This window comes from Gemmatimonadaceae bacterium, from assembly GCA_035633115.1.
In the GTDB taxonomy this organism is placed as follows: domain Bacteria; phylum Gemmatimonadota; class Gemmatimonadetes; order Gemmatimonadales; family Gemmatimonadaceae; genus UBA4720.
Window position 1 is genome coordinate 17,722 of the sequence record DASQFN010000080.1, and the last position, 18,385, is coordinate 36,106.

Here is an 18,385-nt window from a genome sequence, read left to right on the forward strand (position 1 = left end):
CGGACTGCGGATTGAACTGCGGACTGCGGATTCACAACGGGGCGCGGCGTGAATCGAGACCTTGCGTCTGACGCTCGCGAGCTGCTCGAGAAGATCGCGTCCGCTCCGAGATTCGCCGGAAGCGACAGCGAAGCCCTTGCGCGAGACCTCTGTGCGTCGCTGCTGAAGAGCCACGGATTCTCCGTGAGAGAGGATCCGTTCACATTCTCCGAATTTCCCGCACGTTACGGCCCGACGGTCGTCGGGCTCCTGCTGATCGCCGTCCTGCTGCTCACCAGCCACGTGCACTCGGACCACGGCGGAGCCGGGCCGGCCCTTGGGACGCTCCTGCTCGGCCTCCTGCTTACAGGAGCTACCGGCCGATGGCTCGGCCGCGGCGCGATTTTGAAGTTCCCGCTGCTGAGATCGAGATCCGCGAATCTGATCGCGACGCGGGGAACGCCGACCATCTGGCTGGTTGCGCACGCCGATTCGAAATCACAGACGATACCGATGCTTGTCCGCGTCGGGGCTGTTGTCTTGACATTCGTTACCGTCGCTGTGTTTGCCACTGCGCTGATCGTCGCGTGGGTGAGCGTGATGAGGAACGGAGAACGATGGCTTGGGAGCGAGGTGGTTCCGACCCTTGCGATTGTCGGCGCCGTGTGCGCACTCCCCCTCGTGTTCTGTCTCACGGGCAACAAATCGCCCGGGGCGGTCGATAACGCGAGCGGGCTCATCTCCGTTCTACTCGCTGTTCGCGAGCTCCCTGCAGAAGCAGACGTCGGCGTGATAGTCACGAGCGCCGAGGAGCTCGCGCTCGCCGGAGCGCGCGCGCATGTCGAGTCCAATCACGAGCGCGCACCTGTCGTCAACTGCGACACGATCGACGATAACGGCAATTTCTTGTGCATGACGCACGGTCGCAATCGCGGACCTGCCGCTGCAGCCGTCGTGAGGGCCGGCGACCGTCTCGCGTTGCCCGTGCGCGTTCGTGCGTTGATTCCGGGCATACTCACCGACAGCATCGCGTTCGCCGATGCCGGCTGGGATGCGGTCACGGTATCCCGCGGAAACCTCGGCACCCTCGCGCGCGTACATACTTCCAGCGACACGCGTGAACGACTGGACGGCAGCGGAATTGCAAACGCAGCGCGTTTACTCGCCGCAACCATTGAGGAGCTTCGTTAATGGCACTCGTACTGTTGACCGCCGTACTCGTACTGTCACTCGTACTGATCGCGCTCGGACTTCCGGGACTCTGGGTGATGATCACAGGCGCAGTGATTTACAACATTCTGGTCGGGGGAACTCCGATCGGGTGGTTCACGCTCGTCGCCGTGACCGTGCTGGCGGTTATCGCGGAGGTGCTCGAGTTCGGGCTGGCGGGGAAGTACGCCCGAAAGTACGGCGGCTCGCGCCGGGCGAGCTGGGGAGCGATCATCGGTGGAGTTGTCGGAGCTATTCTGGGTTTTCCAATCCCGATAGTTGGTCCACTGATCGGCGCCTTTGCCGGTTCATTCATCGGCGCGCTCGTCGGAGAGGTGTCGCAGGGGAGCTCGCGAAAGGACGCGACGAGAGTCGCGACAGGAGCGCTGCTGGGAAGGGTCGCCGCCACCGCGCTCAAGATCGGGATTGGCTGTGCCATAGCGTCGTGGATATTCTTCGCCGCGCTCGGCTGACCTGATTGACACGCATCACTGCTCGGGTAGATTCGAACAACGCCTCGCGACTGCCGGGGCGTTTTTCATTTCGGTGAGAATTCTCTCGCGCGTTTAGCGCGGTCGCGGAGCGCAATTGTTCGATTCCAAGATACGCACCGTGGTAATTGTCGGTGCGCAATGGGGCGACGAGGGGAAGGGCAAGCTCGTCGACGTGCTTGCCGAGCGCGCTGACTGGGTAGTTCGTTACCAGGGCGGTGCGAATGCCGGACATACAGTGCAGATCGGCGAGAAGTCATTCGTTCTCCACCAGATCCCGAGCGGGATTCTTCATCCTGGTGTTCGCTGTGCGATCGGAAACGGCGTCGTGCTCGACCCCGAGACTCTATTCACGGAGATCGACGAACTGATCGCGGACGGCGTGGATGTGCAGGGTCGGCTGTACGTAAGCGACCGCGTGCACCTCGTTCTTCCTTATCACAAGCTCGTCGATTCAAAGAGCTCTGCGAGCCGGGAGATTGGCACTACGGGGCGGGGAATCGGCCCAGCGTATGAAGACAAAATCGCTCGGCGCGGTGTTCGCGTGCTCGACCTTCGGCATCCGGAGCGGCTTCGTAACCGAGTAGAGCGCGGCGTTGCTCATGCGAATGCGCAGCTAAGTGCTTTTGATGTACCTGAGCGAGCCGACCTCGAGGCCACGCTTTCGACTCTCGAGCGACTGGCACCTCGCATTCTGCCAATTACCGAAGACGTTGGTCTTGCCGTGTACAAGGCAATCAGGAAGGGCGCGAGCGTGTTGCTCGAGGGTGCGCAGGGATCGATGCTCGACGTAGATCACGGGACTTATCCGTTTGTAACATCGAGCAGCACGACCTCAGGCGGAGCCGCAATTGGAGTGGGCATCGCACCCAGCTCGATTCACGCTGCGCTGGGGATCGTGAAGGCTTACACCACGCGAGTTGGGAACGGGCCACTGCCGACTGAGCTCGAGGAACCGCTGGCTTCCCGGATCCGCGAGTTGGGCAACGAATACGGCGCCACGACAGGTCGTCCGCGCCGATGCGGCTGGTTCGACAGCGTCGTGGTTCGCTACGCGACGCGCATCAATGGCCTCACCGGGTTGGCTGTTACGAAGCTCGATGTGCTCGACACGCTCGATCGTATTGCCATCTGCACTGGATACCGCGTCGGCAACGAGTTGCATTCAGAGTTTCCCGGAGATCTGGTCACCCTGGAAACAGCAGAGCCGCAGTACGAGTGGCTGGAGGGCTGGCAGCAATCGACGGCGGATGCTCGCTCGCTCGACGATCTCCCTCGCGCGGCGCGCACTTATCTGGACAGGATCGAATCACTTTCGGACGCACCGATTTCGTACGTGAGCGTCGGGACGCGGCGAGATCAGATCATCGCAGCCTAGACATGCGGTCGCTCGTTGCTCTTGCCATCGCCGCTACGTGTTCGCGAGCTGCGATTCTGGCACCGCGCTCATCCGATGGCCGGCAGTGAACGATCCGGGAGTGCTTGACGGCCGTAGGTTTCCGCATGCGATCGACGGCTGAGTGGCGGTTCTGGGGTCGGTATGATCCCATGTGGGCGGTGGCGACGTGGGAGGGACGCCAGCACGATGGGCCGCACCCATGGACGATCGATGACTTTCTCGCCGCGGGTCGGAGCGATTGCACGGACATCATGCGCCAATGGAACCAATACGGGCGCAAAGACGGCGGTAGATGCGTCGAGATAGGATGCGGAGCGGGGCGGCTCACTTCCGCGCTGGTCGATTACTTCGACCGCGTCCTGGCAATAGACGTCTCGGTGGATCAGATCGAGCTCGCTAAACGCTTCCTCGGAGCGAGCGTGACGCGCGTCACTTTTTCCATCGTGGAAGAACCAGTGTTAGACGTCCGGCCGGGAACCTGCTCGGCGATGATAAGCACGTTTGTCTTCCAGCATCTTTCGGATTACTCGGGAATCGTCGCGTATCTCCGTGCTGCGCACCGCGCCCTGCAGCCGGGTGCGTCGATCTGTTTCCAGACGCCAGTGCCCGGCGCGGATAACGGTGACTTACCCTCGGCCGCCGCTCGCACGCTTGACTCGGTACGTTCACGCGTCAGCCGCGCCCTCGGGCGGCGTCGTTTCATGGAGTACAACCGGTATCCGGTCGAGCGGATCGTATCTACACTCGAGGAAATCGGCTTCCAGGACGTCGAAATGAGGATCGTGCGCCTCGCGTCGACGAATCGCCGCCAGAGCTTTTTCTTCGCACGGAAACCCGGCCTTCACTCCAACGGCGCGTAGGTGATCAGGGGATCGTGCGCATGACAGAACACGCACTACTTGCGGTTCTTTCACTCGGAAGTCCTCACTACGGTGTCCGCTATATTTAGCCGGATGTCCCCAAACTACCCCGACGTGATGGACAAGCTCGTGTCGCTATGCAAGCGGCGCGGCTTCGTGTTTCAGTCATCCGAGATCTACGGCGGCACCGGCTCGGTATGGGACTACGGCCCACTCGGCGTCGAGCTGAAACGCAACCTCCAGGACAGATGGTGGCGCGCAATGGTTCGCCAGCGCGATGACATCGAGGGTCTCGACTCGGCGATCCTGATGCATCCGCGGGTGTGGGAAGCGAGCGGACACGTAAGCGGATTCGTCGACCCCCTCGTCGACTGCCGCAACTGCAAAAAGCGCTTTCGTGCCGACGATGAGAAGATCAAGGGAGCTCCCGGCACGCCCGACGCACAGTGCCCCGCCTGCGGAATGAAGGGAACCCTCAGCGCACCGCGCCAGTTCAACTTGATGTTCAAGACGTTCATGGGCCCGGTAGAGGACAGCGCTGCGACGATCTATTTGCGCCCCGAAACGGCGCAGGGAACATACGTGAACTTCCTGAATGTCCAGCAGTCCACACGCCAGCGAATTCCTTTCGGCATCGCCCAGATCGGCAAGGCGTTCAGAAACGAGATCACTCCCGGGAATTTCATTTTCCGGACGCGTGAGTTCGAGCAGATGGAGATGCAGTTCTTCGTCGAGCCCGGCACCGACGAGAAATGGTTCGAGTACTGGAAGCAGGAGCGAATGAAATGGCATCAGGGCCTGGGACTCGCGCCGGACCGCCTGCAGTTCCATCAGCACGGCGAGAATGAGCTTGCCCACTACGCACGTGCTGCCTTCGACGTGCAGTTCGACTTCGGCGGGTCACTCGGGTTTCAGGAGATCGAAGGAATTCACAATCGCGGCGACTTCGATCTCTCGCAGCACCAGCAGTTCTCCGGCAAGAAGCTCGAGTACTTCGACCACGCGGGGAACAAGCGCTACATCCCGTTCGTCGTCGAGACTGCAGTGGGACCAAACCGCACGCTGCTTGCTTTGCTCGTGAACGGCTATCGCGAGGAAAGCGTTGAGGGAGAGAGCGAGGGCCGGACTGTGCTCGGGCTCAGTCCTGCGCTCGCTCCGATCAAGGCGGGAGTTTTCCCACTCGTGAAGAAAGACGGCATGCCGGAGATGGCGCACAGAATCGCCGACGATTTGCGGAATGCATTTCCGGTTTTTTACGATGACAGTGGCGCCATCGGCCGGCGCTACCGGAGGCAGGATGAGATCGGAACTCCTTTCTGCATTACCGTGGACGGCGAGTCCGGTGGCGCAAACGACGTAACAGTGCGCGACCGGGATACGCTCAAGCAGGAAAGGATCGCGATTGGCAGCGTTCGCGAGTACATCGGCGAGAGAATCGCCGCATGACGCAGCTCACTCTCGAGCGTCTGCGGCGGGAGGGAGAAGCGTTCACCGAGGAAATTGCGCGCGAGACCTTTCTCGCCCATGCCGGGCACAAGCCCGTGGCCGAGCTGAGCCCGATTTACGAGCGACACGCCGCTGTGCTGAGCTCGGACGCGCTGGAGCTGACACTCGATTTGTTTCGCAGCTCGGGCAAGGGAACGGAGGAGCACCGGTCAGCCCGCTACCTTCTGGAGTTCGAGCTGGAGGCGCAGGCATCGCGGTCCCTCGCCGCGATCGATGAAGCCGAGATTGCGTTCGAAAACTCGGCGTTCGTCGAGACGGCCGACGGCCGTCAGATCCAGTACCAGACCGCGTCCATCGAGATCGCGAACGAACCCGACCGCGCCCGGCGTCTCGCACTCGACGATGCGCGTGTAGCACTTGTCGAGCGTGAGCATGCTCCGCTCCGGCTCGAGCGACTGCGGCGTGAGAAGGAGATCATCGAATCTCTCGAGATCGCACCCACCTACAACAAAGCGTTCGAGGAAATCACGGGAGTCTCACTCGAAGGGCTGGCGGCCGAGTGCAGGGATTTCCTGGATGAGACGCAGGGGATGTGGAACGACACGCTTCCTTATTTCCTGAGTCGCTCACTCGGCATACGGCCGTCGCAAGCCACGCGCTCGGACGCGCTCGCTCTCCTCCGCGCGTCTGAATACGACTTTGCATTTCCAGGAGCAGGTCTCGAGGGCGCCATAAGAAAGCAGGTGGCCGAGATGGGGCTCGATCCCCATGCGGGCGGCCGGATCATCTATGACGTCGGCGACCGTCCGGGCAAGCGATCGCGCGCGTTCTGCGCTCCGACGCGCGTGCCTCATGAGGTTTACCTCGTGCTCAGGCCGCACGGCGGACAGAGCGACTACACGACGCTCCTTCACGAGGCCGGACACGCCCTGCATTTCGCCAACACACGCGCCGACTACCCGTTTGAGTTCCGCTGGCTTGGCGACAACTCAGTGACGGAGTCGTACGCCATGCTCTTCGATCACAGGATGCAGGACCGCGGGTGGCTCCTGCGCTATACCGACCTCGGCAGCGCACGGATGCAGGAGTTTCTGCGGATGGCGGGCTTCGAGGAGCTCCATTACCTGCGACGATACTGCGCCAAGCTCATCTATGAGGTGGAGGCGTACGGAGCTGACGCCGACTGGGACGATCTTCCCGATCTCTACGTTGAGACACTCACTGGTGCGACGACATTCGAGTACCGGCCGGCCGACGCATTCGTGGATTTCGATCCGAGGTATTACTCGACACGCTACCTCCGCGCGTGGCAGCTGCAGGCCGTCCTCAATGAGTCGCTCGTTTCGCGCTTCGACGCCGACTGGTATCGAAACCCATCGGCCGGTCCGTGGCTCGCAGGCGAGCTCTGGAGCGAAGGTCAGCGGGAGTCGGCGGAGGAGATCGCGGCGAGAGTCGGCGTGGGAGGCGACGGGCTTTCGTTTCGTCCGCTGACGCGGAATATCGAGAAGCTTCTTGGAGCCTGATCGCGCCGCTGTCGAGGCGGAGACAATCGCCGTCCTCCAGCGTCTGATCCGATTCGACACGACTAATCCGCCGGGAAACGAGTTGCCGCTCGCCCAGTGGATTCACGCGACTTTTGTCGCGGAAGGAATCGAGTCGCAAATTCTCATTCCCGTTCCGAATCGCGCTGTGGTGGTCGCCCGGATTCGCGGCGACGGCCGATACCGGCCGGTGCTCCTGCTCGCTCACATGGACGTCGTCGGCGTGGAGCGGGACAAATGGTCGCACGACCCGTTTGGCGGCGTCGTCGAGGACGGCTACGTCTACGGGCGCGGCGCGATCGATGACAAGGGAATGCTGGCCGCGAACGTGATGGCGATGCTCGTAATTCGCCGGGATATCGCTGCGGGAGGGTTGAATCTCGCGCGCGACGTTCTTTTCGTCGCGACCTCCGACGAAGAAGCCGGTGGAACAGCGGGCATGCAGTGGCTCGTCGCTAACCATCGCGATCTTCTCGACGCCGAATTCGCGATTAACGAGGGCGGGCGCACGCGCATCCTTCCCGACGGGAAGCGTTACCTCGCGATACAGGTCGCGGAAAAGGTTTCGCACACCGTGACCATTACCGCGCGCGGGCCCGCGGGGCACGCCGCAATTCCTCGCGAAGGCAACGCGATTTTTAAACTGGCTGGAGCGCTCGAAAAGCTTGGTCATTATTCCGAGCCGATTGCGGTGACACAGACCACGAGACGCTTTTTCGGCGAGCTTGCTGCGATCTGGACCGACGATCGCGAGGGTATCGCGATGCGAGCGATCGCGACAGCGTCGGAGCAGGATATCACGGAAGCCGCATCAGTCTTGTCGGCAAATCCTGTCTTCAATGCGGTTCTCCGAAACACGATCTCGCCGACATTTCTGGGTGCCGGAGTCCGCGGCAACGTCATTCCTGCCGAAGCGAGTGTTGGAGTCAACGTCCGCACGCTTCCCGGACATTCGATCGATGACGTCGTCTCGCGCCTCAGGCCGATAGTTGCCGGGGATAATATCGAGATTACGACGCGGACCAATGGGGTGGACGCGCCTGCTTCAGACCCGGATTCCCCGATGTTCGCGGCGCTGGCTCGAACGGCGAAGGAGCTCGACTCCGAGATCGCTGTCGTTCCCTATCTTGGAACGGGCGCGACGGAAAGTGCCGAGCTGCGAAGCGTTGGAATCAAGGCTTACGGGATTCTGCCTTTCCCGATGGTGCCGGCCGACGAAGAGCGCATGCACGGACACGACGAGCGCGTGCCGATTGCATCACTGCATTTCGGCACGCGCCTGATCCACGAGTCGGTGCTGCGCGTCGCTGCCGCAGCTATTTAAGCGCCGACGACCTCCCCTGAAGCTCGTCCGCGATGCGGGCTCCGTCGTACATCTTTCGCAGAGCTTCCACCATTCCAGCGGAATGCACGCTCACGGTGCGAGGAAAGTCGGTAGTGAAGAGAAACCTGTTCGCGATGCCCTCGATGTTGGAGTCGAAAGCGAGGCCAACGATTTCAGCGTTCCTGTTGATCACCGGGCTCCCCGAATTCCCGCCGATGATGTCGGCGGTCGATACGAAGTTGTAACCCGTTGCGAGGTTCAGCCGGTCGCGCCGATCCGTCCACCGCTTCGGCATATGGAAAGGCGGCTTGTGGTCGAATGCGGCGGATCGCTCGTAAAGACCGAAAAACGTTGTCTTGTATGGCGCGAGGGTGCCGTTCAGCGGGTATCCCTTCACTACACCGTCACTGATGCGAAGCGTAAACGTTGCATCCGGAGGCAGGGCAGTCCCGTACGTCGCGAACAATGCCTGGCCGATCAGCTCTGCATTCGACGTGATGATTGCGTTGAGACTGTCGGCGCGCGCAACGATGCGGCGATTGAGCGGATCGATGGTCCTGGCAAAGACAATCATCGGGTCGTTCGAGGCGGAAACTGCTGCCGGTCCGCCTTCTACCAGCGCGCGGCGCACCTCCGGATCGGTGAGCCGCGTTCCGCTCACCAGCGCCTCGGCAACTGCCTCGGGCGTCCGCCCGCCAAGAGCCGCGGCCAGGAATGCATCGTTGGCGGGCAGCTCCTGCTGTGCCGCCCGTAGCTGTGCGGCAATCGAAGCCCTCTCGAGTGCAGGGTTGACCTGACGGGGGCCGACAAGCTGTCGCTTGAGCGCTTCGAGGCTCGGGCCTCGGTAAGGTGGAAGGCGCTGCGCATCGGGCTTTCCACTCTCGCTCGCGACGCGAACGACCTGCGCAGCCATCGTCAAAAGCGTCGAGCCCGCGAAGTTCACGTTCGGGCCAAAGCCGTAGAATCTGAACTGCGGATTGAAGCTGGCGAGCTCTCGCTGTGCCGCGCTTATGGCATCCCACGCTGAGCCGTACCGTGCGCGCAATGCCGGATCGGCGTTCACTCGCGCTCTGAATTCGGTCTCGAATGCTCGCTTCTGCGCCATGCGAGTGCTGTCGACAAGGCCTGTGCGATAGCCGGTCACCGCCTTGAACGAATTCTCGATTCCGAATATCTGGTTCTGGTACATTCTCGCGGCCGCGGTATCGCGGGCGATCAGGTCGCGGTAAATCGTGAGCGCGCGCTTGTATCCGGCGAGCTGTGCCGGATATCCGATGTCTCGCAGGAACTCCATCTGCGCAAGCGTGTTCAGCCGCCCCGTGGATCCGGGGTTTCCGATTACGAACACTGCCTCTCCCTCGGCGGCGCCGTTCGCGCTCCAGCGCAGATAATTGGTCGCACGGTAGGGAGCATTGTTCTCGTACACGCGAAGCAACGCCATGTCGAGATCGTATCTCGGGTAAGTGAAGTTGTCCGGGTCGCCTCCGAAAAATCCAATGCTCTCTTCAGGTACCATGACCATTCGCAGGTCGCTGAAGCGCTTGTACCGGTACAACGAGTACATGCCACCGTGGTAAAGTGACACCACCTGGCACGTCAGCCCGGTTGCCTGCCCGCATTCGCTCTGAAGTCGCGCGATTGTCGCTGTTCGCTGCGCGTCCTGCTCTGCGGCAGTCGAGCCTGTGATACCGGCACGTACCTTGTCGGTGACGTTCTCATTCGAGATGAGCTGATCTACGTACAGTCTCGGGCACTTCTTTTCGTCGCTCAGATTACGCGCGGTGAACCCGGTCTCGATGTAGTTGCTGTCTTTTGGAGAGACGTCCTCGGTGCATTGGCGGGAGCAGTGATGGTTCGTCAAAACCAGTCCGTTTGCGGAGACGAACGAGGCTGAGCAGTTCGGAAGCCTTACTGCGGCGAGTCGGACGTTATCGAGCCAGCGCTGGTCCGGCGAGAAGTTGTAGGTTCGCTTCCAGTAGTCGAGCGGCGGGGCATCGAAAGTCCACATCGTCCCGAACTCAGACTTGTAGCCGGGCGGGGAGAGCGGCCTCGTCGGCGCCGCCGTACCCGTCTGGGGTGATGCGGTCGCCGTCGGCGCCTGCGTCGTGGTTGACGGCTGAGTGCTGGCGCAACCGGCGGCGGCAAGCGCGATGAGCGTAACGATGGAGATTCGCAACTGGTGGATTGCTGAGGGCATCGAGAATCCTGTAAGGTTGTCGAACGGTGCGAAGCGAACGGGTAGATGCTCGCTCCGCTTGTTCGGGTTGTCAGGGACCGGTAGATTCTGAACTGACATCGACAAGCATAACTTATATCCGCGACGGTTGTCGCGTTCGCACCCGACAGATGGCTACCCCCACTAACTCCCAGCGCGCGCGAACGGTGCAGGAAACGACGACGTCGCTATTGCCCGCCGACATTCTGCGTGAGGCGAAGACGTTTTTCGCCCGTCAGAGCGGCGTCTATTCGGCTTTCGCCGAGCAGGAAGGGCCGAACTACCTCACGCTGCGAGGTATGGGCGGGGAAGAGGTTGCAATCGGCATTGCTCCAGTGAAGGAAGGAGGGGAAGGGGGGACACGGGTCACCGCTTCCAGCTACCTCTTCGACCAACAGATTGCGCGTTTCCTCAGCACTCTGCCGCCTGCGCCCCCCGCGTCGGAGAGCGCCCCGCTCCCGCAGGCGGCGGCATTGCCGACGGACTCAGCCGCGTGACTTCTGCGCCGTTCGTCACCGGTCTTCGCACGAACGGAGCGGTCCTCGAGTTGGCATCGGGCGATGAGCCAGTCCTTCACATCCGTGTTCAGGTCATGGATCTCTGGGACTCGGTTCGCGTCGATGCCCCGCCAACAGAACCCGTCCTCTCGGTCAAGGGTGCCGCGCTCGCGGCTCAGTACCCCGACGGCGCTGAGACCGATGACTATGTCGTAAGGCTGCACGGCTTCGAGATCCTCGACGAAACGCAGAGCCTCGCGGCGGCCGGCGTGCGGGATGGCTCGATTCTCCTCCTCGTTGCCCGCCGACGAAGGCCCGTCAGGTAGTTCAGCGGGCGGCGGCTCGCGGGTCGCTTTCATCTCCCACCGCGACTGCGGACGGCACGACACCGGCTGGGGCCATCCGGAGCACGTCGGCCGGCTGAGAGCCGTCACGCGCGCACTTCGAAACAGTCCGGCACTGTTCGACTCGGTCGATCAGATCGAAGGCCGACACGCCACCATGGAAGAGATCGCTCTTGTGCACAATCCCGATTATGTCGCGGCGATACAGCGCCTCGCGGCCGCCGGCGGGGGCAGTCCCGATCCCGACACAGTCGTGAGTGAAGGCTCCTGGGATGCCGCGACCGCGAGTGCCGGATGTGCGGTCACGGCGGTTGATCGCGCGATGTCGGCTTCCGGTGGCCGCTCGTTCTGCGCGGTGCGTCCGCCAGGACATCACGCGCTGAAATCGCGGTCGATGGGGTTTTGCCTGTTCGGCAACGTCGCGATCGCGGCGCGATACGCGCAGACTGTGCACAAGCTCGAGCGCGTGCTGATTGTCGACTGGGATGTTCATCACGGCAACGGCACGCAGGCTCTCGTGGAGAACAATGCTTCGATCCACTTCGTCTCGATGCACCAATGGCCGTGGTATCCGGGGACGGGCTCCGCCGACGACAGAGGATTACATGAAAACGTGTGGAATCTTCCAATGGCCGGAGGACTCGCGCCCGAGCGTTACGTCGAAGCTCTGCAAGGCGGAATCGATGCGGCGACAGTCGGCTTCGTGCCTGACATCGTCCTGATCTCCGCGGGTTTCGACTCGCTCGCCGGCGACCCCCTCGGCGGCTTCACCCTCGAGCCGGATCATATCGGGACCTTGACGCGGGCACTCGTCGAGCAGGCTCGCGCATGGTGTGCGGGACGAGTCGTGAGCGTGCTCGAGGGAGGATATGCGCCTGACAGATTGGCGGAGGGGTGCATGGCGCATCTCGCGGCGCTCGCCTGATTGCGTGGAGTTTATCGACTAGCTTCATACCGGCGGGCTCTTGTCACAAACACGACGCTCAACACGAGGCCTGATGGAAAATCCTGACAACGGAGGCGGTAGCGTAACCTCCGTCAAGCTCCGTGACCGGAGCACCGACGCCGCATCGGATCGTGACGCTGACGGCGAAGCTCCGTGGAGCTGCTACCACTCTCCCGACCGCGGAGTTCAGCAGGGCCTTTCCGTCGACGAGATCCGTCGTATGGTCGAGTCGGGCACGGGAAATCTGTGGGTGGACATCGATTACCGTTACCCGAGCCAGGTCGCGCTGCTGGAGGATGTTTTTCATTTCCATCCGCTCGCGATCGAAGACAGCCTGAACCCGAACTCGCGCGTGAAGATCGAGGAATACAAGGGGTTCCTGATCCTCATCGTGCGAACGGTCGCGCTTCGCGCCGAGACCGAGGACCCATACGACATCGAGACAGTAAATCTCACCTGCTTCCTGGGGCAGAACTATCTGGTAACGGTTCACGGTGAGAATGCGCCACCGATAGAGACGACTGTCCAGCTGCTGGAGCGAAAGCCCGAGCTCGCCGAGGCGGGACCCGCACGCCTGATGCATGCGATCGTGGATGAAGCCGTGAACGCGTACTTTCCCATCATTGACCAGCTCGACGAGTTCGTCGACGGACTCGAGGATCGGATTTTCGGCTCATTCGACAAGGATGCCCTTCGCGACATCTTCAGCGTCAAGCGGCTGGTTCTCTCTCTCCGCCGGCACCTCGCCCCCGAGCGGGACGTGTTCGCGGTACTGACGAATCGCCCGAGCTCGCTCCTCACGCTCGACACACAGATTTATTTCCGCGACATCTACGACCACATTCTGCGAATCAACGATGCACTCGAGACCTTCCGCGAGTTGCTGAGCAACACCCTCGACAGTTACTTAACGCAGGTCTCGAACCGGCTTGGATCCATCACCAAGGCATTGAGTACTGTCGCCACGATCACGCTCCCGTTCATCATCGTCAGCGGGATGTGGGGAATGAACTTCGACCGTATTCCTCTGGCGCACTCGCCTGATGGGTTCTGGATCATGCTCGTGTTCCAGCTCGCGCTCGGCGCTCTGCTTCTCATTGCCCTGAAATGGCGCAAGCTGCTGTAGACGCTCTCCGCCTTTATGGTGTGGCCGCGGTGGAGTCGAACGCCGTCGCCTCGCTGGCTGCGGGTACGACCATCGTGCCTTTCCGGATGCTGGGCGCTGTCGTGGCACCGACGAAGTACGCGCGCGTGCCGGTGGACGAAGCCGAGATAGGCGAGTACACGCGCATCCTCGAGGAAGTTCAGTCGAATACCGCCGTGCTTCCTGCCCCGCCGGGGACCGTCTTTCGCACTCGCGACAGCCTCGCGCGCTGGCTGGAGCTGCATTACTTCACGCTCACTCAGGCGATCGGAGTTGTGGAGGGCCACTCGGAGGCGCGGGTGAGCATCACCAAGTCCGCTACAGCGGACCAGAAGGATGCGACAGCGGACGAGATGAAGGAGCATACGAAGCAGCTTGCGTCGGTGGCGTCCGACTCGATGCGTGTGCTCCGGGGGCAGGCTACCGCAACAATAACGTTGCCCGTTTCGGAAGACGATACTACAGTAGTCGCTCAAGCGTCCTTTCTTGTGGACATGGAGCGCTGGGCGTTGTTCTGCGAGCTGGTCGCCAAGGAGGATGAGCGTCACACCGACATCAATTTCCGATTGAGCGGACCGTGGCCTCCTTATGACTTCGTTCGAATGGAGTTCGGCGGGTAACGATGTTCTGTCCTGATTGCGGTTCGTGGAACCGCGCCTCTGCGGCGCGCTGCCTTCGCTGCAGTGAGCTGCTGCCGGCGATCCCGAATAAGACCTCTCAGCCGCCCGATCCGGTTATCACGGCCCTCCGTTATGTAACGGGCGGGCGCTACAGCATCATGCACCGCGTTGGCGAAGGCGGGATGGCAAACGTCTACTACGCCCTCCATGTCGCGCTCGACTGTCCCGTGGTGGTCAAGGTGATGCACCAGCATCTCGCGCGTGACCCCGACATGCGCGAGCGCTTCCGGCGTGAAGCGGAGTCCGCCGCGCAGCTCGTACACCCTCATATCTGCAAGATTACGGATTTCGGATCGGTGGGAGACCAGGTGTACCTGGTCATGCCGTACCTGGCCCGGGGCACTCTCGCGGATCGCATCAACAACCGGCGATCGTTCCCGCCGGAGCGCACGGCGGCAATCGCCGCACAAGTCGCGTGCGCACTCGACTACGCGCACCGGCATGGGCTCGTTCATCGCGACATCAAACCCGACAATATTCTGTTCGACGAGGATGAGAATGCGCTGGTGACCGATTTCGGGATTGCCACCGGTCATTTTCGCGCCCGCATGACCGGCACCGGGAACGTGATGGGGACGCCGCACTACATGTCTCCCGAGCAGGCCCGTGGAAAGCTTCTCGACGGCCGCAGCGATCTATATGCGCTGGGTGTGGTGATCTACGAGACGCTCCTTGGATTCCCACCGTTCGACGGCGCCGACGGGTATTCCATCAGCTACAAGCACGTCACCGAAACGGCGGCTTCCCCTGACATTGTGGATTCGCGAATTCCACCGCAGCTCTCGGCGATCGTGATGAAGTGTCTCGAGAAGCAGGCCGCGGATCGGTATCAGCGGGGCAATGATCTCGCTGACGCGCTGATCGCCTTCCTCAACGTGTCGCAGGCGCCCGATGACCTGCGTGGAGCATGGAGCGCGCGTGTGCTGGCGCCCCGCGCCGCCCTGGCTCCGGCCGGGAGCCAGGTGTGAAGCTTTCGCACGAAATCATATCGCTCGACACCCGGTACCCGTTCGTCATCGCGAGGGGCGGGTACGCGGCGCACGAGAACGTCGTCGTCCGCATTGTGGACGATGAGGGAATTGAAGGCTGGGGAGAGGCTGCACCCAACCGGTATTACGGAGAATCGGTCGGCTCCGTTGCGGCCGCGCTCGAGCAGTTCGTGCCGGTGTTGAGCGCCGCGAATGCGTGGTCGCTCGAGGCGATCGAAGCTCAGCTCAATCGCACACTGCGGGGAAACGGGTCCGCGAAAAGCGCAGTCAGCGCCGCTCTGCACGACATCGTCGGCAAGCGGCTCGGAGTGCCGGTCTACCGGCTCCTGGGTCTCGACGCCGCCGACGTTCCGGAGTCCAGCTTTACGATCGCTATCGCCGACAACGAGGGATTGCGCCAGCGCGTTGCCGACGCTGCGGAGTATCCCATTCTCAAGGTGAAGCTCGGCACCGATCGCGACATGGAAATTGTTCGCGTCGTTCGCGAAGCTGCTCCGCATAAGCGCCTTAGGGTGGACGCCAATGCGGCGTGGACTCCCGCGGAAGCGCTGCGCATGGCTGTGTTTCTCAAGGACCATGATATCGAGTTCATCGAGCAGCCGGTGGTGGCGCACGACATCGAAGGCCTCCGCTTCGTGCGCACGCGCTCACCGATTCCCATCATCGCCGACGAATCGTGTCTCGTTGCGACCGATATCCCACGGCTGGCCGGCGCCGTCGACGGCATTAACATCAAGCTCGCGAAATGTGGAAGTCTGCGTGAGGCGTTGAGAATGGTTCATGTCGCGCGCTCCTTTGGCATGATGGTGATGGCAGGCTGCATGATCGAGTCGAGTCTCGGCATCTCCGCCATGGGGCAGCTCGCCCCGCTGCTCGATCACGCGGATCTCGACGGTGCGGCGCTTCTCAGCAATGATCCGTTCCGTGGCGTTTCGATCTCCGGTGGACGCATCGAGCTCGGCGAGGGCGCCGGACTGGGCGTGACACGTGCGGCTGCAAGCGACCAGCGGTTAGCGAGCGCCGGCAGCAGGTAGCCTCATGCCCCAGGAAACACAGGGGCTGGTCGAGATCGCGCTTCCCGTTCCACTCTTCCAGACATTCACCTACGCAGTCGACCCCGCTGCCGCGAGAGTTCCGGCAATCGGGGCGCGCGTCGTAGTTCCGTTTCGAAACGGAACCGAGATCGGAATCTGTCTGGGGTCGGCAGACCGGTCGTCGCTGCCGCGCAAGGTGCGGACGATCATCGACGTCCCGGACGCCGACCCGGCACTGAGCCAGGACATGATTGCGCTCTGTCGCTGGATGGCGGACTACTACGTCGTGCCCATCGGGATTGCCCTGCGGACCGCGCTTCCTGCCTTGCTGAGCGGCGCACAGCAGCCTCAGCCCTCACGCAAGACGCATCGCATCGTCCGTCTGCGCGATGATCTGCCCACCCTGCTCGAACGAGAGAAGGCGTTTGTCCGCGCGCCAAAGCAGCGTGCGCTGTTCGAAGCTCTCGAGTCTCTCGGAGGGAGCAGCACCCTCGAGCATCTCCTTCAGCAGCTTTCGTTTTCGCAGTCGGTGCTGAAGGGACTCGAGAAACGCGGACTCGTTGTCATCGAGGCGGAGGAAGTAGAGCGTGATCCATTCGCGGCTCGGCCAATCTCGCGCGTCGCACAGCATCGGCCTACAGTCGCGCAGACTGAGGCAATAGCTGCCATAGATGACGCAAAGCCCGGAGAAGTTTTCCTGCTGAACGGCGTGACGGGCAGCGGGAAGACGCTCGTGTACATCGAGGTGCTCAAGCGTCTTGTTCTGGAGCAGGGAAAGACCGGGATTGTTCTCGTACCGGAAATCGCGCTGACGCCGCAGACAGTAGATCGGTTCCGCGCTGTCTTTGGCGACAGCATCGCGGTGCTGCACTCGGCGCTGAGCGATGGCGAGAGGTACGACGCGTGGCTGGCGCTTCGCCGCGGCGAAAGGCGTATCGCTGTCGGCGCCCGCTCCGCGGTGTTCGCTCCGCTGGCCAACCTCGGTGCGATAATCGTCGACGAAGAGCACGAGACGAGCTACAAGCAGGGCGAGACGCCGCGGTATCATGCCCGGGAAGTTGCGATCGTGCGCGCGAGACTCGAGGGAGCTGTTGTGGTGCTCGGCAGTGCTACGCCGTCCCTCGAGAGCTGGGCGAACGCTGAGGCCGGCAAGTACGCGTTACTGAATCTTCCCGAGCGCGTGGGCGGCGGACGATTGCCACAAATCGACGTGCTGGACCTGCGGCGACGGGACGGCCCCGATGCACCGCGAGAAGGCGCTGCGTCGCCTGCCTACGCCTACGTGATTCGCGACGAGCTCGACCGCGCACTCGAGCACACGCTGGGCAGAAAGGAGCAGAGCATCCTTCTGCTGAATCGTCGCGGTTATTCGTCCTTCCTCATGTGCAGCGAATGCGCCGACGTCGTCGCCTGTCCCAACTGCAGCATCACGCTCACGCTTCACCGGGCGCCGGAGCGGCTGCTGTGTCATTACTGCGGCCACCACGAGGAGCTCAGTCAGGTGTGTCGCCGCTGTGGCGGTCGCACGCTCCGCCATCGCGGACTCGGCACGCAGCAAGTGGAGCGCCTTGTCTCGGACCGTTTCCCCCGCGCTTCGATAGCCCGAATGGACGTTGATACCACGAGTGGAAAGTGGGCGCACGCGGAGATCCTGGACCGTGTGGCGAGTGGGGAGGTGGACATCCTCCTTGGAACGCAGATGATCGCCAAGGGCCTGGATTTTCCAAACGTCACGCTCGTCGGAGTGGTCGACGCCGATACCGGGATCAATCTTCCGGACTTTCGCGCTTCCGAGCGATGCTTCCAGCTGCTTAGCCAGGTGGCCGGCCGAGCGGGACGAGGACCAAAGGGCGGTCGCGTGCTGATTCAGACGCGGGTACCCGACCATCACGCCGTAGTCTGCGCAGTCTCGCACGATTATCTCCGCTTCGTTCGCGAGGAGATGCCCGGCAGGGCCAAACCTCCGTACCCGCCCAATGTGCGCCTTGCCAACATAGTCCTGAGCGGCACGAGCGAGCCGCCGGTCGCTGAGCTGGCTATCGCGGCGGGCGACTGGCTTCGCGAGCTCATTCAGTCGCGCGGGCTCCATGAAGTCACGGTCATCGGCCCTGCGCCGTGTCCCATCGAGCGAATAAAGAATCGCTGGCGATGGCATCTGCTGCTGAAGTCGGTGCAGGCTGGTGATCTCACGCGCGTGTCACGCTATTTCATGGAAAAATTCCCGGTGCCCTCGAACGTCAGGGTCACGCTCGACCGCGATCCGGTGGCGCTGCTGTAGAACGGTCAA

At 62.3% G+C, this 18,385-nt stretch carries 16 protein-coding genes; 15 read left to right on the top strand and 1 reads right to left on the bottom strand.

Annotation, left to right across the window (positions count from 1 at the left end; all coding sequences use genetic code 11):
* The first annotated feature begins 48 nt into the window (after positions 1 to 48).
* From VES88_11095 to VES88_11125, 7 genes are all read left to right on the top strand, one after another.
* Complete coding sequence (locus VES88_11095; protein HYN82039.1) at positions 49 to 1,170, top strand: M28 family peptidase; 1,122 nt, start codon at positions 49 to 51, stop codon at positions 1,168 to 1,170.
* Positions 1,170 to 1,661 (top strand): DUF456 domain-containing protein, encoded by a 492-nt coding sequence (locus VES88_11100; protein ID HYN82040.1) that lies wholly within the window; start codon positions 1,170 to 1,172, stop codon positions 1,659 to 1,661. Before VES88_11095 ends, VES88_11100 begins: the two co-directional genes overlap by 1 nt.
* A gap of 115 nt (positions 1,662 to 1,776) precedes the next feature.
* Complete coding sequence (locus tag VES88_11105) at positions 1,777 to 3,057, top strand: adenylosuccinate synthase (GenBank protein HYN82041.1); 1,281 nt, start codon at positions 1,777 to 1,779, stop codon at positions 3,055 to 3,057.
* A 125-nt stretch (positions 3,058 to 3,182) separates the two neighbouring features.
* The gene (locus tag VES88_11110; GenBank protein ID HYN82042.1) at positions 3,183 to 3,938 is read left to right on the top strand and encodes a class I SAM-dependent methyltransferase; all 756 of its coding nucleotides are present in this window, start codon (positions 3,183 to 3,185) and stop codon (positions 3,936 to 3,938) included.
* A gap of 93 nt (positions 3,939 to 4,031) precedes the next feature.
* On the top strand, positions 4,032 to 5,384 hold the full coding sequence (locus VES88_11115) for a glycine--tRNA ligase (GenBank protein ID HYN82043.1): 1,353 nt from the start codon (positions 4,032 to 4,034) through the stop codon (positions 5,382 to 5,384).
* A complete protein-coding gene (locus VES88_11120) occupies positions 5,381 to 6,907 on the top strand; it encodes a hypothetical protein (GenBank protein ID HYN82044.1) in 1,527 nt (508 codons plus the stop codon). Before VES88_11115 ends, VES88_11120 begins: the two co-directional genes overlap by 4 nt.
* A complete protein-coding gene (locus VES88_11125; GenBank protein ID HYN82045.1) occupies positions 6,897 to 8,249 on the top strand; it encodes a M20/M25/M40 family metallo-hydrolase in 1,353 nt (450 codons plus the stop codon). The genes VES88_11120 and VES88_11125 overlap by 11 nt, the downstream gene beginning before the upstream one ends.
* On the opposite strand, the gene VES88_11130 is transcribed toward VES88_11125, so the two are convergent.
* Positions 8,242 to 10,446 (bottom strand): S46 family peptidase, encoded by a 2,205-nt coding sequence (locus tag VES88_11130; GenBank protein ID HYN82046.1) that lies wholly within the window; start codon positions 10,444 to 10,446, stop codon positions 8,242 to 8,244. The two genes, VES88_11125 and VES88_11130, sit on opposite strands and share 8 nt — an antisense overlap.
* A 149-nt stretch (positions 10,447 to 10,595) precedes the next feature.
* On the opposite strand from VES88_11130, the gene VES88_11135 reads away from it, so the two are divergent.
* The 8 genes from VES88_11135 (at position 10,596) to priA (ending at position 18,376) form a co-directional block, all read left to right on the top strand.
* Positions 10,596 to 10,961 (top strand): hypothetical protein, encoded by a 366-nt coding sequence (locus VES88_11135; protein HYN82047.1) that lies wholly within the window; start codon positions 10,596 to 10,598, stop codon positions 10,959 to 10,961.
* On the top strand, positions 10,958 to 11,287 hold the full coding sequence (locus tag VES88_11140) for a hypothetical protein (GenBank protein ID HYN82048.1): 330 nt from the start codon (positions 10,958 to 10,960) through the stop codon (positions 11,285 to 11,287). Before VES88_11135 ends, VES88_11140 begins: the two co-directional genes overlap by 4 nt.
* Positions 11,238 to 12,230, top strand: a complete 993-nt coding sequence (locus tag VES88_11145) for a histone deacetylase (protein HYN82049.1) — start codon at positions 11,238 to 11,240, stop codon at positions 12,228 to 12,230. The genes VES88_11140 and VES88_11145 overlap by 50 nt, the downstream gene beginning before the upstream one ends.
* Positions 12,231 to 12,303: 73 nt before the next feature.
* Positions 12,304 to 13,377 carry a magnesium transporter CorA family protein gene (locus VES88_11150; GenBank protein ID HYN82050.1) on the top strand — a complete coding sequence of 358 codons (1,074 nt, stop codon included), beginning with the start codon at positions 12,304 to 12,306 and terminating at the stop codon, positions 13,375 to 13,377.
* Complete coding sequence (locus tag VES88_11155) at positions 13,359 to 14,015, top strand: GvpL/GvpF family gas vesicle protein (GenBank protein ID HYN82051.1); 657 nt, start codon at positions 13,359 to 13,361, stop codon at positions 14,013 to 14,015. Before VES88_11150 ends, VES88_11155 begins: the two co-directional genes overlap by 19 nt.
* Before the next feature lie 2 nt (positions 14,016 to 14,017).
* Positions 14,018 to 15,043 (top strand): serine/threonine-protein kinase, encoded by a 1,026-nt coding sequence (locus tag VES88_11160; GenBank protein ID HYN82052.1) that lies wholly within the window; start codon positions 14,018 to 14,020, stop codon positions 15,041 to 15,043.
* Positions 15,040 to 16,098 carry a dipeptide epimerase gene (locus tag VES88_11165; protein ID HYN82053.1) on the top strand — a complete coding sequence of 353 codons (1,059 nt, stop codon included), beginning with the start codon at positions 15,040 to 15,042 and terminating at the stop codon, positions 16,096 to 16,098. The genes VES88_11160 and VES88_11165 overlap by 4 nt, the downstream gene beginning before the upstream one ends.
* A 4-nt stretch (positions 16,099 to 16,102) precedes the next feature.
* Positions 16,103 to 18,376, top strand: a complete 2,274-nt coding sequence (gene priA / locus VES88_11170) for a primosomal protein N' (protein HYN82054.1) — start codon at positions 16,103 to 16,105, stop codon at positions 18,374 to 18,376.
* The last annotated feature ends 9 nt before the right edge of the window (positions 18,377 to 18,385 follow it).

Bases quoted from the DNA above. Each gene is read 5' to 3' on its own strand.
- VES88_11100 (HYN82040.1), top strand. From the start codon at position 1,170: ATGGCACTCGTACTGTTGACCGCCGTACTCGTACTGTCACTCGTACTG.
- VES88_11110 (HYN82042.1), top strand. From the start codon at position 3,183: ATGCGATCGACGGCTGAGTGGCGGTTCTGGGGTCGGTATGATCCCATG.
- VES88_11115 (HYN82043.1), top strand. From the start codon at position 4,032: ATGTCCCCAAACTACCCCGACGTGATGGACAAGCTCGTGTCGCTATGC.
- VES88_11120 (HYN82044.1), top strand. From the start codon at position 5,381: ATGACGCAGCTCACTCTCGAGCGTCTGCGGCGGGAGGGAGAAGCGTTC.
- VES88_11130 (HYN82046.1), bottom strand. From the start codon at position 10,446: ATGCCCTCAGCAATCCACCAGTTGCGAATCTCCATCGTTACGCTCATC.
- VES88_11135 (HYN82047.1), top strand. From the start codon at position 10,596: ATGGCTACCCCCACTAACTCCCAGCGCGCGCGAACGGTGCAGGAAACG.
- VES88_11145 (HYN82049.1), top strand. From the start codon at position 11,238: ATGGCTCGATTCTCCTCCTCGTTGCCCGCCGACGAAGGCCCGTCAGGT.
- VES88_11150 (HYN82050.1), top strand. From the start codon at position 12,304: ATGGAAAATCCTGACAACGGAGGCGGTAGCGTAACCTCCGTCAAGCTC.
- VES88_11155 (HYN82051.1), top strand. From the start codon at position 13,359: ATGGCGCAAGCTGCTGTAGACGCTCTCCGCCTTTATGGTGTGGCCGCG.
- VES88_11160 (HYN82052.1), top strand. From the start codon at position 14,018: ATGTTCTGTCCTGATTGCGGTTCGTGGAACCGCGCCTCTGCGGCGCGC.
- priA (HYN82054.1), top strand. From the start codon at position 16,103: ATGCCCCAGGAAACACAGGGGCTGGTCGAGATCGCGCTTCCCGTTCCA.